At 36.7% G+C, this 16,851-nt stretch carries 15 protein-coding genes; 6 read left to right on the top strand and 9 right to left on the bottom strand.

Translation table 11 applies throughout. From position 1 onward, the window contains the following. Positions 1-74 precede the first annotated feature (74 nt). Positions 75-1,469 carry a UDP-N-acetylmuramoyl-tripeptide--D-alanyl-D-alanine ligase gene (locus G8782_RS13380; protein ID WP_172372072.1) on the top strand — a complete coding sequence of 465 codons (1,395 nt, stop codon included), beginning with the start codon at positions 75-77 and terminating at the stop codon, positions 1,467-1,469. Between the two features lie 25 nt (positions 1,470-1,494). On the opposite strand, the gene G8782_RS13375 is transcribed toward G8782_RS13380, so the two are convergent. From G8782_RS13375 to aepX, 6 genes are all read right to left on the bottom strand, one after another. Continuing rightward, positions 1,495-2,778 carry a YheC/YheD family endospore coat-associated protein gene (locus G8782_RS13375; protein WP_172372070.1) on the bottom strand — a complete coding sequence of 428 codons (1,284 nt, stop codon included), beginning with the start codon at positions 2,776-2,778 and terminating at the stop codon, positions 1,495-1,497. A 39-nt stretch (positions 2,779-2,817) separates the two neighbouring features. After that, positions 2,818-4,143 carry a YheC/YheD family protein gene (locus tag G8782_RS13370; protein WP_172372068.1) on the bottom strand — a complete coding sequence of 442 codons (1,326 nt, stop codon included), beginning with the start codon at positions 4,141-4,143 and terminating at the stop codon, positions 2,818-2,820. Positions 4,144-4,600: 457 nt separating this feature from the next. After that, on the bottom strand, positions 4,601-5,353 hold the full coding sequence (locus G8782_RS13365) for a YheC/YheD family protein (protein ID WP_172372066.1): 753 nt from the start codon (positions 5,351-5,353) through the stop codon (positions 4,601-4,603). Then, positions 5,331-6,482, bottom strand: coding sequence for a 2-aminoethylphosphonate aminotransferase (locus G8782_RS13360; RefSeq protein ID WP_172372058.1), 1,152 nt, complete (start codon positions 6,480-6,482; stop codon positions 5,331-5,333). Before G8782_RS13360 ends, G8782_RS13365 begins: the two co-directional genes overlap by 23 nt. Before the next feature lie 10 nt (positions 6,483-6,492). Continuing rightward, a complete protein-coding gene (aepY, locus tag G8782_RS13355) occupies positions 6,493-7,623 on the bottom strand; it encodes a phosphonopyruvate decarboxylase (RefSeq protein ID WP_172372051.1) in 1,131 nt (376 codons plus the stop codon). A 4-nt stretch (positions 7,624-7,627) separates the two neighbouring features. Then, complete coding sequence (gene aepX, locus G8782_RS13350; protein ID WP_172372050.1) at positions 7,628-8,524, bottom strand: phosphoenolpyruvate mutase; 897 nt, start codon at positions 8,522-8,524, stop codon at positions 7,628-7,630. A gap of 702 nt (positions 8,525-9,226) precedes the next feature. On the opposite strand from aepX, the gene G8782_RS13345 reads away from it, so the two are divergent. Further along, positions 9,227-10,579, top strand: coding sequence for a YheC/YheD family endospore coat-associated protein (locus G8782_RS13345; RefSeq protein WP_172372048.1), 1,353 nt, complete (start codon positions 9,227-9,229; stop codon positions 10,577-10,579). Between the two features lie 93 nt (positions 10,580-10,672). Here the strand turns inward: G8782_RS13345 and G8782_RS18535 are convergent, their stop codons facing one another. From G8782_RS18535 to G8782_RS13330, 3 genes are all read right to left on the bottom strand, one after another. Continuing rightward, on the bottom strand, positions 10,673-11,086 hold the full coding sequence (locus G8782_RS18535; RefSeq protein ID WP_172372047.1) for a CotY/CotZ family spore coat protein: 414 nt from the start codon (positions 11,084-11,086) through the stop codon (positions 10,673-10,675). Positions 11,087-11,188: 102 nt separating this feature from the next. Next, positions 11,189-12,211, bottom strand: a complete 1,023-nt coding sequence (locus tag G8782_RS13335) for a YheC/YheD family endospore coat-associated protein (protein WP_172372045.1) — start codon at positions 12,209-12,211, stop codon at positions 11,189-11,191. 12 nt (positions 12,212-12,223) lie between these two features. After that, complete coding sequence (locus tag G8782_RS13330) at positions 12,224-13,441, bottom strand: ATP-grasp domain-containing protein (protein WP_172372043.1); 1,218 nt, start codon at positions 13,439-13,441, stop codon at positions 12,224-12,226. A gap of 251 nt (positions 13,442-13,692) precedes the next feature. On the opposite strand from G8782_RS13330, the gene G8782_RS13325 reads away from it, so the two are divergent. The 4 genes from G8782_RS13325 (at position 13,693) to msrB (ending at position 16,824) form a co-directional block, all read left to right on the top strand. Then, complete coding sequence (locus tag G8782_RS13325) at positions 13,693-14,823, top strand: MBL fold metallo-hydrolase (RefSeq protein WP_246231685.1); 1,131 nt, start codon at positions 13,693-13,695, stop codon at positions 14,821-14,823. Positions 14,824-14,826: 3 nt separating this feature from the next. After that, the gene (locus G8782_RS13320) at positions 14,827-15,090 is read left to right on the top strand and encodes a DUF3006 domain-containing protein (protein WP_172372041.1); all 264 of its coding nucleotides are present in this window, start codon (positions 14,827-14,829) and stop codon (positions 15,088-15,090) included. A 110-nt stretch (positions 15,091-15,200) separates the two neighbouring features. Next, a complete protein-coding gene (locus tag G8782_RS13315; RefSeq protein ID WP_172372040.1) occupies positions 15,201-15,719 on the top strand; it encodes a redoxin family protein in 519 nt (172 codons plus the stop codon). 10 nt (positions 15,720-15,729) lie between these two features. After that, entirely contained in the window at positions 15,730-16,824 is a 1,095-nt protein-coding gene (gene msrB, locus G8782_RS13310; protein WP_172372038.1) for a peptide-methionine (R)-S-oxide reductase MsrB, read from the top strand. Positions 16,825-16,851 lie beyond the last annotated feature (27 nt).

The raw sequence follows: 16,851 nt of genomic DNA, 5'->3' as shown, positions 1-16,851 counted from the left end.
AGACAAGCGTCCATGCAATCAAGTTAATCCAACATACCTTATAGAAGAAAGAAAATATTCTAAAATTGGAGTGAATGATTATCAAAAAGGAAAAAATAGATTTTGAGACATTCTGCAAAGTCATCGAGGGCACGGTTGTCCATGGACCAAAAAGCATGAAAATATTCCATCTAGCCAATCGCATTAGCCATGTAATAAATCCATATACAGCTATATTTCTGGAAAACAAACGAAAAACGATAAGGCAAGAGCGTATTCGTTCAAATACACCTTGTGCTATCGTTTTTGAAAAAGACCAGCTGATAGACGAATTCTTACCTCATGTCACTTACATCAAAGTAGAGGACATGGAAAAATCGTATTGGAATTTTGTCCGCCATTATCGGCAGATGTATGAGATTCCTGTTTTCGCTATAACCGGCACTTGCGGGAAAACGACAGTTAAGGAAATGATTGCCCATATTTTGAGAGGAAAATATAATGTTGAAGCTACCAAAAAGAGCCGCAATGGACCTCATAGAAATTTCGGTTATTTATGTGGAATAACTGAAGAAACAGATGTGGCTGTATTTGAAACGCCTGTCGACAATCCGGGGTTGCTTGAATACAATTGCATGTATTTCCAACCGACGATTGGAATGATTACCAACATCGGAGTAGACCACTTGGAATTATGCGGCACGATTGAGAACTATATTCAAGCAAAGGGGGAAATTATCAAAGGCCTTGGATACAAAGGGACGCTCATTTTGAACTCTGACGATGAGAAGACAAAGAAAATCTCCTTGGCTGATTATAAGGGGAAGTTGATTTATTTTGGCGTCCATTCTCGGGCAGATTACCAAGCTTCTGATATCGATTTTGTCCCTAACGGCATGGAATTCACCCTTAGCTATCAGCATATAGAATACAAGGCCTTTGTTCCGGGATATGGAGAACATCAAGTCTATAATGCATTAAGCGCCATTGCCGCAGTTCACCAAATGGGATTCGGGATAAGCGAAGCAATTGAACGGCTTGAATCTTTCATTAATTTGGCTAATCATTTGGAAACGGTCATCGGCTATAATCGATCATTGATAATAGATGACACATGGAAGTCAAATCCTACATCTATAGAAGCTTGTTTAAAGGTTCTAGAAAAAATCGGTTCAGATAAAAAGAGAATAGCCGTTATTGGGAGTAGTTCCTGGTTAGGTGAAAAAGAATCCGACATTCATAGGGAAATTGGCGAGATGATTTCTAACTATCGGGTTGACATATTGATAGCTTACGGTACTTTTGCGAGCAAAATAGCTGAAGGGGCAAAAGTTATGGAGGGAGAGGTTCTCACCTGTGCCACCTCTGTTGAACTAGAAAAATTACTATTGCCTATATTAAATCAAGATACAGCCCTGCTTTTGAAAACATGTATGAGAGACAAATCCATTAAAAAGCTCGTATCAATGTTGAAAAACACCCCTAAATAAAATTTAGGGGTGTTTTCATAAGTTATTAAAACCCAGCTAATGCTTTAGCGTAATAAATAGGAGTTACCATGAATTTTCGGAAAAATTCCGGACTTACATCTTTTTTGTCAAATACGCCATAGCGGATTTGAATTTCCAAAACCCATAATTTCAGGTTCGAATCAATAATTATATCAAAAGCGACATCACCAAGATGAACTCCTTTATCTTCTATGGATTTTGCTAGACTCTTGCATAGTTGAACCATTTCTTTTTCTTTCTCTTTTGCTTGGTCAGGCGATAGATGATAAATAGAACCTAACGCTTCAACTCCAGGAAGAACAATATCTTTATTTTTAAAATTGGTTATAATACTATTTTCTATTGAGACTCTGCATTTAAATCCTGTAAAACGCCACTTTTTTGAACCATCCTTTTGTAAAATCACTCTAAAATCGTGATTTCTATTTTCTGATTTAAAGGCGACAGATGGTTGAATAATATAGTTTTTTCTATCAATAGCTTTATAAAGTGAATTTATTGTATTAAAAAATCGAGTCTTAGAGTTGTTTTCTATTAAGACATACCCATTTTCTTTTTTTTCAATTAGCCTTATACCATCGCCGTTTGCCTTTGAAGTCGGTTTAACATAAATTTCATCGTACTTAGCCAACATTTCTTTGATCGAAGGCTTTGAAAGCTTCTTGGTTTCTGGTAAAAAAGAGTTCAATTCAGGGTTTTGAGAGAATACTTCGAACTGTTGCCATTTGTTTAAATAATGGGAGTTGAAAAACGGAATATCATACTCGGTTAAATGATTGTACAATTCTTTGGATAACTTTTTTCGTCGATTATATACTACATCCGGAAATGGAAATGTACCTTCTATCCATTGTGTTTTTCTGGTTTTACCACTTGGATTATAATAGTAACCACTAATTGTTCTTTCGTTTAGGTCCACATCTTTTGGTCCAAAAATAAAGAGTAACCCCTTTATATGTTCATAATCCATCGTTCTTCCTATCGATTCCAGATGATTAAAAAATCTAGTAATTGACACCATTATTCCGATAACCGGACCTACTTTTATTTTATCCTTCTCTATAATGACTTCATATGGAAGGTTTGCAGGGATGTTGAATGGTTTCAGTATACGCTCTGAAATCGCGATTGTATTAATAGGAAGTTCATCATCAATTTCAACCGTAACCTTTTGTATTAACCCACCAAATTGTAATTCCATCTTCTCCTTAATTGAAGAACTGTCTGCAAAATCATTAGAAATATAAACATGATTATTTGTATCCCTTGATAGCCATAAAATCTCCATTTCTTCACACTTTCTAGTTTATTTTTTCGCAAAACAAAATCAAGACTTTCCAAATCGAGTAATTGCTTTAGCATATTTAAATGGGGTGATCATGATCCTATTGAAGATTTCAGGAGGTATTTCATGCGCTTTTTTCTCCGCCGCGTAGTTCAATTGCAACTCAAGTAGCCATAAATGGAGATTATCATCCAAAATTATATCGGCGGCCATATCTGCAATATGCATTCCTTGTTCCTCATAAACTTGAACAGCTGACTTTGCAAGCTCAACCATTTCGTTTTGAATTCTCAATGTTGTTTCTTCATCTAATTGATAGATGGTAGAGAGGGCTTCTTCCCCCCGTAACAAATCATCTCTTCCAATTGTATTCGTTACTATACCGCCTTCCTTGGAAACTCTTGTTGTAAACCCTTGGAAAGTCCACTCTCTTTTTTCGTTCTTTTGGAGATAAACTCTGAAATCGAGCACTCGATTCCCAAATTTATATGGAACGGGCTGCTGCACAATTGACGCTTGCACAATCTTGCTATCAAAAAATGTTTTTAATTGCTTTTTATTTGTCAGCAGCGTATGTCGTTGCTTGTGATCCCTTACGATAAAACCGCTATCCGTCTTACATAAGTGATAAATCCCTCTTCCACGTGAATTTCTTCGAGCTTTGATATAAAGTGCATCGTACTTGTCTAAAAAACTCATCAATTGATTAACACCGGAGTATTTTTCTGTATATGGCAAATGCCTTCTAATTTTTTTCTTTTTCGAAAGGTATTTCCAAATTCGCCATTTATCTAAGTTTAGATAAGATGTATTGAAAATAACATCACCAAGTTTTTCTTGCAGTATTGAAATTTTACCCTTTTTAAGAAACGAGCGATTAAAGATTGCATCTGGTAATGGAAATTCGCCGTATACCCATCGACCGTCGTCATTGGTTTTATTGGGTGAATAATAATAACCGGTTATACGGGATTTTTCCAAATCAATAGACTCTTTCGTGCAAATAAAAATTAATCCTTTCAGATCTTCATACTCTTTAAATCTAGGTAAAAAGAGTGAAAGATTTTCGTGTTTATAGTTTTCCAAACTCCTTGTAACGATATAAGCAATAACCGGTCCGATATAAATCTGACCATCTATTAATAGACATTCATACGATAAATCGGTTGGAATTGTATATGAGCTACTTAAGTTCATCGGTAATCCGATTGTTTCTTTTTGTAGCTCGACATCTTTAATCACGCTAAGTTCTATTTCATTTGAACCATAATGTATTGTTATTACATCGGCTTTCGGTAGGCTATCAATCAACGATTCAGGTAAAGCAATTTGGTTTTCCTTTATGGATTCCATCCATTGAATATTCATTTTCACATCTTCCTTACTTCTTCATTAAGAATCCTTCACGGTTCTTTATACTTAGAGTATTCATATTTCGGTTTTTTACTTGGACAATTATCTAAAATCAACAATACATTTTTACACTAGCTTCGAAGTAATGTATACGCAATAATTAAATGAATCCAAAACAAAAAGTCCTTTATAATGGTTTGTACAGGTAGTTCCTGTTCAAATCAAATATTATAACAGCACTACCTCTATTCAGGCGTTTACCTTTTTCGTGAAAATAATGACTGAAAATTCAGTCCTCGTTTATGCAACACTAGTGATGGAAAGTATAAAACCCTGAGGAATATTATTACAAAAAAAATCCAAACTCTCTTAGTAATGCGGATAAATTGGATTTTTTCAATTGAACTTGCAAAGTAGATGCTCACTGTTTTCAGAGTTGTGTTTGAATTACTTAGGTGATTGTCACCATTAACTATCTCTCATACTTGTATTTGTACCTTATCGTCCGATACATCGATTGGTCTTGTAATTTCCGAAAATGAGAGATTAAAGGACGTAAATTCACTTCAATAATCCAAATATCCCCTTGGGTATCTATCGCCATATCAAAGCCATACACTCGCTGCTCTTTGTAATAGCGCGTTAAACTTTCCGTAGCCAGTAAAGCGATTCGATCAATATCTTTCAGTAATGATGTATTTTTTTCACTTGAAATACTCGGATGAGCCCCTCGAATTGCTTTTTCGACCGGAAGTACGGATCCATTACTCATACGATTATTCGTCACGATAAAACCGCTCCCGGCTACTTTTGCTACCTTTCCAGTTACGGCCCAAGGACTTGTAAGATTAACTCTCTGCGTCATAACACGTATATCAAAAAGGGACTGTTCTATTTTTGCAAGGGGGATATACTGTTGAATAATAAAAGATCGGGAACCAATTTTTTGTTCTAGATAAGCGAAGGCTGTGTCTCTATCTATGAATGGTTGCTTCTGATTTTTATAATGAATTTCGTATTTCCCCTTACCTAATGATGAAAGTTTGTAGATGTTCCTTCCTCTACTCCCATAAGTGGGCTTTACGATAACTTCAGAATACCTATCGATAAAATTCCATAAGTTTCTTTTGGAAAATTCTATTGCATCCGGTACATATGTTTCCAGCTTTTTATTCCCACACATGAGTGTATGTTTTCGCCATTTACCCATATCCAGATTCCTCATGATCAACACCGCCTTTCGTTGGATGAATCCCAATACTTTTAAAATACGTTTCCAATAAGTTTAAAAAGTGCTTCATATCATTCTTCGTAAGATCACCGATATTAGCAATTCTAAAAGTATTTAATCGGTCAGGTTTTCCAGGATAGATGGTTACGCCATGAGCATATAAATAATCGTGCATACTCTTGAAATCATAGGTCTCAGCAGTTGGCTCCACAATTGCAGTGATTAGTTTTGAGTGATGTTGGACTTGAACCAAGTGTTTTAAACCAAGCCGGGTGATCCCTTCGATTAACGTATCCCACAGTTCGGAATACCGTTCATATCTTTCTTTAATGCCTTCTATTTTCAGTTCTTGTATGGCTTGTTGGAGTGCATAAATAGTTTGTACAGGAGGTGTGAACCGCATCTGACCCGTTTCGTAGAAATATTTATATTGAGCATGTAGATTTAAGTAGTAATTGGGAGTATTTTTTGATTTTTCATTTTCTAACTTACATTTATTTGCTACGACAAAAGAAACGCCCGCTATTCCTTGGAGATTTTTATTTGAACTAGCTGCTAAATAACTAATATTCATGCGTTGCATATCGATTGGAATAGCTCCAAATGAACTCATTGCATCGACCATCAGTTCAATTTCATTTTCCTTGCACATCGCCCCAATCGATTCGACATCATTTACTAATCCCGTTGTTGTTTCATGATGCACAACAGCTAAGTACGCCACTTTTCTCGGAAGTTTTCGGATAAAATCTGATAACAAGTCTAATTGCAGTGGTTGATAAGAGAGACTTTTAAACTCAACCCAATCGTATTGATAAGCATCTGCTATTTCACACATTCTTTTCCCATAGGCACCGTTATTAATGATGACAATCAGCCCATCATTCATCACTGAGCTTAAAATTGCCTCCACCGATGCAGTACCTGAACCACCAAAGAGGATAGTCGTATATTCCTGCGTGTCCGCCACCAAGTTCGTTAGGTCGGACACGACTGATTGCATGACATCACAGAAATCATCCTCACGTGGACAAATATCAGGAACAACTTGTGCGTATTTTACGGTATCCGTTGTTGTAGCTGGCCCGGGATTCAACAAAATATTTCTTTTTACTTTTTTCATATGGTCCTCCCTACTTATTTAAAAATCTTTGAAAACGCCTTTTCACCTCACAGGGGGAGATTTTCGGTCGACCTACGTTTTCAATAGATCCTTTTGAAATTTTCAAATACAAAAAGGTCAGTCCTTTTGTTTTTTTCCATTCTATAATTCTCGCTTCGAGTTCTTCCAAGTTATGAATATAAAATGATTTTTCGTAACCACACGCACCTGCGATATCAACAAAATTCACATTATTTGAAACTGTACTTTGTCCACCAGTTGAATCGTAGGATTGATTATCTAGCAAGATGTGCAGCATGTTTTCGGGTTGATAGGTCCCATTTGTTGCTAAGCATCCCATTCGCATAAGAAGTGAACCATCTCCATCAATCACAACGACATTTAGCTCTTTTCGAATCGTAGCTAAGCCTAATCCAAGTGAACTGATGCACCCCATCGATCCCACCACATAAAGATTGTTCGCACAGTCCTCTACTTCATATAGCTCACGACCTGCTTTTCCAGTTGTCCCTAATTGTACTGTTTGCTCATTTTTCAACTTATTAATGACTTGCAATGAAGCAAATCGACTTGGCAATTCATCGATAACTTTTTTTTCAGCTTTTCGTATTTTTTTGCTATTTGACTGTCGTTCTCCATCTAATTTCACATCGTCAAACGTTCCTTTTTTTACGACGAAGAAGAATGAGTGATTTTTTTCAATCCACTTATTTGCTTCTGCTACTTGCAACTTCGCTTCCTCATCATCTAGAGATAAGTACTGCCATTTAATATCCATGAGATCCAACATGCGAGTCGTAATCTGCCCCATCAATTCATGCTGTGGCTCATCCTTTAAACCGAGTTCCCCTCGTATACTAACAAACCCCAGTACAGGAATTTTAAATGTGTAATTTAAGGAGGTTAATGGCGAAACCGCATTGGTGAGACCAGAATTTTGCATTAACACAACGGGTTTCCGTCCCCCTATACAAGCCCCCGAAGCAATCGCAACAGCATCTCCTTCATTTGTTGCAGCAATGTATTCACATTCGTTAATAGAATAGTTAATAAGGTTTTTTAAAAATGAACAAGGGACGCCGCTATAAAAGTTAAAACCTAGTCGTTTTAATTCATCACCAAATCGATTTGTGTTTAACATAGCATCATTCCGTTCCTTGTTCCGTATGATTTTTCGGTAAATACTTTTTTTCTGCTAGTTGAAGTTCCTCGGCATTTTGGAGTCTAAAAATTTCATCTACACTTGCGATCGACTTTTCCACTTGTATTAGACTTTGCTCTTTCAGTATTTGCTTTGAAATTGCCTGCATTGCTGTAACGGAAGCTCTTAAATTATGATTGGCCCAAATGACAGTGCTAATGCCCATCTTTTCGAATTCAACAGTAGGGGTCAAATAATATTTTGTCGGAACAATGACAACGGGATGTCGATTATTCCATTCCTTCATGAATGCTTTTATCTCGTTCACATGGGACTCTTTACTATGCACAAGAACGGCATCAGCACCCGCCTGCCGATAGGCCTCCGCACGTTTAAGTGCTTCTTTTAATCCCCACCCAGCAATAAAAGCCTCTACTCTAGCTACTACCATAAAATCCGGATCTATTTGTGTGTCTTTCATGGCCTTTAGTTTCCCACAAAACTCTTCAATAGATGCCAGTGGTTGAGCTTTTCCATTAATGAAAGAGTTTGTTTTGGGAAAGAGTTTATCTTCAATACACACCCCTGCAAGCCCTATAATCTCAAGTTTTTTCACTAATTTTCTTGCATTGTTAAAATTTCCATATCCTGTATCCCCATCAACCAGGATAGGGATTCTCGTTGAATCACTCATAAATTCAAGAATATCTACGACTTGTGTCCAAGAAGCCTCATTGTTATCTCTAACGCCTAGGGAAGCAGACATCGATAACCCACTTGCCCATATCCCTTTAAAACCCGCCTCTTCCACAATCTTTGCAGAAAGACCATTATGAGCTTCCATTAAAAACTCAGTTTTTGGGGAATGTAGTATTTCCTTTAACTTAGTTGTTTTCTTCATTCCTCACCCTCATTTTTTTCTTTATCACAAAAGCCAACCTACTTTTCATAAATTCGTTTACGCCCTTCAGCTTAGTGTATTCGACGTTTTATAGAACTCATGGACGAATTAGCTAGAAGCAATGTGGATTATAAACGTTTTGATTCTTTTAGCGATGATGGTTTCTTTTTTGTATACCGACACATGTGATAATCAAACACTTTTACGGGATGAGTGAAAATGCCGTAAAGAATCAGATCTACCTTGCATTAATCACTTACCGTTTGACAGTTTTGGTTCAATAATCTTAAATCCGAAACAAAAAGTGAAAAGTCGCTCCTCCATATCACACGTTGGTTAAAGGCTACACTTTAAAAGGAAGCTCGGCATTGGTTACGCCGATTTAAGAAAGCTGTAGTCCCTTAAGGACCAGTCATTAATCGTCTCTCTTGCTTATTTGTATAAAATCGCCAAATGGACGGAACTACCTCTATCGGATGTTTAACTTTTTTAAAAAATAATATTGAGTTCATGACTGAAAATTCAATCCGGGATTTATGCAACACTAGTGGTGTTTTTATTACAGTTAATTAGTCTAAAGATATAGAACCCCTTCCCCAATCCGTGAGTATTATTAAAACTAAGAGAATTCGCTCATACCAATTCTTCTTTTAAACATAATATGCATAAGAGGTGTTCTTAACTATATTGGGGGTTGATCGATTGAGTACTGTATTTAAGCTAGTTTCTATCAATAACAATAGTCATTGCATTATGCTCCATCCTAATCAAAGAAAATTAATAAGCGAAACTAAACTAGCAACCACTATTCACTTTGGGCTTCAGGAAATGGAAGTTACGTGCAAATTTTCAAATACTGTAAAAGAGACCGAAATAGGGTTATCTAATAATATTATAGAAAGCCTGCAACTTCCTTTAGGAGTTGATTACAAAATATCATTTCAAAATGAAAGGTTCATTATTGGGCCTTTTATTGGTATTTTAATGAATAACCCACTTTCTGTTATTAATAAGAAAGGTAAAAAATTAAATCGAATCATTAAACAATACCCCTCGATACATGGGGTTGTTGTAGCGTTTTCTTGGGAAGGCATGAACCTAGAAAACCAGACGATAAACGGGTTCATTTACAACCCAAGTTCAAAGAAATGGGAAAACCGTACCTTTCCTTACCCAGCTGTGATTGTTAAACGAATGAAGTTATCCGCTGAAAGGACAAATTATTTAAAGACTATTTATGGGCATCGTTTTTTTAACTCTGGCTCTTTTAATAAGTGGCAAATGTATCAATTGCTTAGTTCAAATAAAAAATTGCTGCCGCATTTACCTAAAACAGTTTTATATAATAAACCTGAAGATCTCATAAATCTTCTCAATAACTTAGGCACAATTTACGTAAAACCATTATCAGGGCAAAAGGGGGTCAATATCGCAAAGTTTATGGTAAAAGGTGATCAATACTCCGTTAACTATCGAATGAAGAATGAAAATAAGACAATCTTCTTTTCGAATGAAAACGAACTGCTAAATTACGCGAAATCAATGTTCAAAAGCAAGAGGTATATTTTACAACAAGAAATAGACTTGGAAATCAATAAAAATCACCTTATTGATTTTCGAATTGTTCTTATAAAAGACCAAAGCGGACATTGGGAGAACGCGGGAATGGTTGGCAGGATAGGCGTTGAAGGAAGTGTCGTCAGCAATCGTTCGAGTGGCGGAAAAGTGGTGAATGGAAAAGACTTACTATTATCAGCTTTTAATTTTTCTGAAGAAGAAATGTTAAATTACTACCGGAAAATGTCTGCAATTGCCATTAAGGCTGCCGAAGAACTTGATAAATATGAAAACATATATAAGTATGGGGTTGACATAGGTATTGACTGCAATCGCCATATTTGGATAATCGAACTAAACAACCGTTCACCAAACGACAATATTTTTTCATATGTCAGGGACTATGACACAGTTCTCAAAATCAAAGACTCACGTTTGTATTATGCGAAATACCTGGCCGGATTTCCAAAAGAGAAAGAAAACGGCGAGTCTGAATAAAAACAAAAATCCACAAACTATTTTTTAGAAAATAGCTTGTGGTTTCAACAGTCTAATTGTTAGTATGTGAGCTGTCTAACGGCAAAAGAATCACTATTTTTTCGGTTCAATAACAGGGAGTGGTCGGTTTACTAACTCTGGATCTAGCGGATTAATTACACAGAAGCAATTTAAATCAACAATAACACAGCTTTTAGTTTTCCGGAGGGCGTAAAAATCATCATCAGGATCAACCGGACTTCCGTCCATATCTACAGCTATTAGTAGCGATAATACTGCACAGCATATTTCTTCTTCAATTTTTTCCAATCGAAAATACGGAGTTGCCATTCCTTTATAGTTAACCATGAACGGTTTATTTAAATCATTTTGAAAAAGCATAAAAGGAATGGTATCTTTTTCTTTCGACATGCATATAAATTGAAATTCCATATCCCTACCTGATAATATTTTTTGTTCCTTAAGCAATACTTTCATTTCAAAACAAATACTATTATTTTTATTCACTTTAATTCGTCCCCCTCCCTCTATGAATTGATATAATTCGATATCTTGTACTATTATATTACGAAAAGTACAGAATGGAGTGGGTTTTTGAATGATTTAATTTTACCTCCCTTTTTTATTTTGTATACCAAGATAGGCAGCGTATGGAATTGTATTCATTGCAGCATCTAGCCCTCGATAAACAGATCCCGGTCTCCAATTCACTTCATAAATCCAGGGCTTTTTATTTTCGTCAATTCCAATATCTATCCCCAGTTCATCTAGTTGGCTTTTATAAGTATTATCAAACTTTCTCGAAAAACGAATAGCGAAATGTTCTAGGATTTTTTTCATATCGTAGCCTTCGGAACCGTATTCTCTATCCAAAAAACTTTCGAGCTTCCCAATATACCCCCCGGAGCTAACGTTACTAATAATCCCATGATCTGAACCAATACGCGGATAAATTAACGTAATCACCCATTCCCCTGAACCATTTTTTTGGACATGAATTCGAAAATCAAACGGAAGTCCATCCTTAGTCCTGCTCGATATATAAGGCTGAACTAAAAAAGCCCTTTCCTCTATAACAGATTTAATTTTCGAATGAAGTTCGGTTACGTCAACTAGACTAGACTCGGAACCTTCTACAAGATCAAACTTATCCCCGTTCTTTTCAATATACATTACTCCTCTTCCCTGACTTCCTGATAAAGGCTTTACAATAACTTTATTGAATTCATCTAATGCTTCAAAGACTGCTTGCGGCTCTTTTATATTTTCAGATGGAATTAAGTAATGAGCAAATTCGGGTATTTCTTTAATCTTTCTATATACTTTCATCTTGTTGCCGATTGGGTGACTGGTGAAAGGTATTATCTTTTTAAGCTGATGATAAAGTTTTTTCTGAGCAGCTGTTTTCATTCCTGAAGCATTATAAATGACATCAGGAAAAGCCATCTCTTTTTGAATCCAATTTCCATTTTCAAATACATAGCCATAAATAATTTTCTCTTCGAATCTGACGCTATTTGGTGAGAAGTAATAAAATTCAATCCCCTCCATTTTAGCGACAGCAGCGCAAGTATAAGCTTTTTTAACTTTTCGTGGATGTTTTCTATAATGTAGCATACCAACAATAACCATTTCACTTCACCCCTAAATAGGTTCCAAATAGAATTTTATTTTACTAGCGGCATTTATTGCATTTGCCTTTGCTTCTTCGGAGGTATCCCCGGACGCAATAACATATCCATAACGATTCCCCATTGACAGCGGGGGTGTTAGCATTGATCCTTTACGAGGCTTTACATAAACTTCTCTAACTCCAGATTGCTTGATAGCCGTATTTCTACCTGTAACCTTTAAAAGATACCCATAAGAGCCGATTATTATATAATGCGTATAAATATGTTTTTCGTGTTTTTTTCTCAAATCAGGTTCATAGCCAAGATACAATTTAATCGTTTCTTCCACTAGATTAATTCCATATGCTTCCTCGATCATTCTATTCATTGCACCGCCGGATATCCTTGGATTAATCTCTACTAACTTCCAAATCCCATTTACATATCTAACTTCAAGATGACTCGCAGCATTCGTTACCCCTAAATCTTTTATTATCGATTTAACCGTATTAATGAGCTTTTCGTATAGCTCCCCTTCAAGATTTAACTGTATTTCATAACCGGTTACTATAAACTTTCTTTCTCTAGTAATCTCTTGTTTGAAAACTGCAACAATATTTGTATTCCCATTATCCACGAGTACCTCAACTAAATATTGCGGCCCATCTAAATATTCCTCGAGTACAATTTTTTGATTTGGATAGAGCTTTAATATTTTCTTCATTGTCTTTTCCAACTCAAGTCTATTTCCTACTAGATAGACATCCTTAGATGCTTTTGAAATGGATGATTTTATTATTAGCGGAAAACTATGTTTTTTATTAATAAAATGCTTCAAATCATCTGTCGGCCGAAATATTTTAAACTTCGGCGTCGTTTGATTTTTTTTCAAAGCTTTTCTCGTCATTGTTTTATCTTCCATTTTCTTTAATGAATCAACAGAAATTTTCGATTTACAAATTTCATTCATAAGCTGTGCAGCTATCGATACAAATGGATCCACAAAGCTGACGATAGCCTTTATCAATTTCCCTTGCTTTTTAAGCTGACCTATCTCGTACCGGATATGTTGCTCTGTCATTTCTCTGACAAGAATCATTTGTGTAATTTCTGAAAATTCTTTTCGCTGCTTCATAAAGCTAGTTCTCTCAGTTAACAATACTGTGAGAAAACCTAACCTTTCGGCAGCTTTTATTGCCTCCCTACTCGATCCTGACTTTGCTGTTTCAATAAATACGATTGTCTCCATGTTCTAACTCACTCTCTTCACAAAAAAATCAATCCAAAATAGATTAGAAATTTTAATATAGTCTTTTAACATCGGCGCTTCAAAAAAGTATCACTTTCAAACCGCCTTATCCCTTTATTATTATGCGGATACCGTATATTTGTGTCGGCTATAGAATGATTATCTAACTGAACCTCTGCTTTTTTCATTCACTTTTCATTTTTACATCTGTTACAATTACAATCAGTAGAAAATTTATCAGGAGGGCAAATATGCTTAAAAATTTGGCCGCCTATCTTTACTTGCTCATTGTTCTATTTGTTATTTCTGGTTGCTCAAATGAACTGATTCAACCCGTATCCAACATAAATGACGAAGAGATAGATGCCGACGAAATATCACAAGAAAAAGCTATCTCCGCAAAGATGCGAGTCCATTACATAGATGTCGGTCAAGCGGATGCAACATTACTTCAATTTAGTGAGAAAAATGTAGATTTCACGATTCTTATCGACACGGGCGATTGGAATGCGACAGATGTGGTCACTTATCTTCAGGCTGAAAACATTCGCGATATCGACATCATTGCAATCACTCATCCTCACGCGGATCACATCGGTCAATTAGATAAAATCATCGATGCATTTAACGTGACTGAAGTATGGATGAATGGAGAAATTGCGAACTCGCAAGTATTTGCAAAATCATTAGATGCCATCGAAAAGAATGATGTTGATTATTACGAACCTAAGGTTGGCGATCTATTTGACATAGGACCTCTTCAAATCGAAGTTCTCCATCCCAAATCGATGACAGCCAATACCAATAACAACTCACTGGCAATGCGGATGCAATATGGTGACATCGCTTTTCTCTTTACTGGCGACGGCGAAGAAAAAGCTGAGCGTGAAATGTTATCTAGTGAGGCAAATCTACAAGCTGATATTTTACATGTTGGTCACCATGGTTCAAATACATCAACGACTGAAGAATTTTTAAAAGCTGTCGACCCAGAAATTGCGATTTATTCTGCTGGGGCAGGAAATTCATATGGATTTCCGGATTCAGAAGTAACTGACCGAATCAATTCAAGTGAAATCCTTCTTTACGGAACAGATATTCATGGGACGATTATCGTTGAAACGGATGGGATAACATTCAACGTTAAAACACACGAACAAGGCACCCTTCCCCGTTCTTCTTCAAATGGGTCTTGTGTAGATATCAATAAGGCAAGTGAAAAAGATGTACAGCGAATCAAACATATTGGTCCAGCAACAGCATTTGAATTAATCAAAATGCGTCCTTATCATTCAGTCGATGAACTCGTTAAAATTAATGGGATTGGACCAGCTCGGTTGAAAGATATTAAAGAACAAGGCATTGCCTGTATAGGAGGATAAAAGATGTATTCAGCTTATCTTGACCGATTTACAGATAATAATCAGGCGCTCATTCTCGTTGAAAGTTTACAAAAAGAATTCCATGTCCCGACTTCTTCGCTCCCTGCCGGAAGCAGCGAAGGCTCTTGGTTACTCGTTGAAATTCAAGGAAACGCAGTTATTTCACTTCAATTAGATGAAAAGAAGACTAGCGACATGAAGCGCGATATCCAAAAACAAATGCAACGATTGAAATCGAAAAAAACGAGTCGCTTCAAACGCGATTAATTTAAAGGAGGCCTACGGGTCTTCTTTTTTATATGCACATATACTTATAGTGCGGAGTTATTTATGATAGTATAGAATTATCAGAACTATTAATCAGTAGGGGGTTAATAATGAAGCGGAAGAGTATGCGATTGATAGTTTCTTTGATTTTTATTCTCCTTATTTCGAGTTGCGGCACACCGTACGGAAATGATGTCATTATGATAAATGAAGACGATTTAGCCCCGATGTTTGTACTAGAGGATTTAGATGGGAATACGGTTGCGCTGGAGGATTCTGGGCAAAAAGTTTACGTTAAGTACTGGGCTTCCTGGTGTTCAATCTGTTTGGCAGGTCTTGAGGAGCTAAATACATTATCGGCGAATGAAACCGACTTTCAAGTGATTAGTATTGTAAATCCTAATTATAAAGGCGAAATGTCGTCCGAAAAGTTCAAAGAATGGTATGAAACGCTACCATACAAAAACATTACTGTCCTGCTAGATGAAGACGGCGTTTGGGCAAAAGAATTCGGTGTGATTGCTTATCCGACTTCTTATATTATTAGCCGGTTCGGGGAACTCGAGGAAACGATTGCCGGACATACTTACAACAAAGAGATTTCGAAAATCATGAAACGACTAAGATAGGAGAATAGCCATGAAAAAAGTACTTTTCGGTATCTTATTTTTCAGCTTACTACTTGTCATTTCAGCATGTGCAGGACAGACAACAACGGTTGAAGAGGTCGATACGAAAACAAAACCCCTTGAATCGACCACTTCTGAGATCAAAGCCGAGATCGAACTCGAAGTCATTTATTTCGCTGGAGGTTGCTTTTGGGGAGTAGAAGAATTCTTTTCCAAAATGCCCGGCGTTCATGATGTGACGTCCGGCTTCGCCAATGGCTCGGGCGAAAACCCCACCTATGAAGAAGTCATTAGTGGTGAAATGGGATTTGTTGAAGCGGTTGAAGTCCAGTATGATTCGGAGGAAGTAGAGCTGTCCACGCTTATCGAGTATTATTTCAAAGCAATCGATCCGACTACTTTAAATCAACAAGGCAATGATATCGGCATTCAATACCGTACCGGCATTTATTATGTCAATGAAAAAGATGCCTATGTGATTGATGAATTATTGAAGGCTGAGCGGAAAAAATACGATAAAGCAATCGTTACGGAAGTATTGCCATTAACGAATTATTTCTTAGCGGAAGAATACCATCAAGACTTTTTAGTGAAAAATCCTACTGCCTACTGCCATATCGATATGAGTATTTTGGATGATTTTGAATCGCTAGTGGATCCGTCTCTATATTCACGACCGAGTGATGTTGAAATTAAAAAGAAATTAACGGTTGAGCAATATAACGTTGCTGTTCTCGATGATACCGAAACTGCTTATTCAAATGAATATTGGGATTTGTATGACCCTGGAATTTATGTGGACATTGTCACGGGTGAACCCTTGTTTTCGAGTACCGATAAATATGATTCTTACTGCGGGTGGCCAAGTTTTACAAAACCCATTGACCCAAATGTCGTTACGTATACGGTCGACACGAGTTTTAATATGGTCCGAACCGAAGTCCGAAGCCGTGTTGGCGATATTCATTTAGGGCATGTATTTGACGATGGCCCGGCTGACCGGGGTGGAAAAAGATACTGCATTAACAGCGCGTCTATTTTGTTTGTTCCGTTGGACGATATGGAACGAGAAGGTTATGGGTATTTGGAGAACCTTGTTGAATAGTGGATTGGCGTGCAAGGGCTGCGACAC

Source organism: Sporosarcina jiandibaonis, from assembly GCF_013184495.1.
Classification (GTDB): domain Bacteria; phylum Bacillota; class Bacilli; order Bacillales_A; family Planococcaceae; genus Sporosarcina; species Sporosarcina jiandibaonis.
The sequence above is the reverse complement of the archived record's forward strand: the minus strand, read 5'-3'. Positions and strand labels throughout refer to the sequence as shown.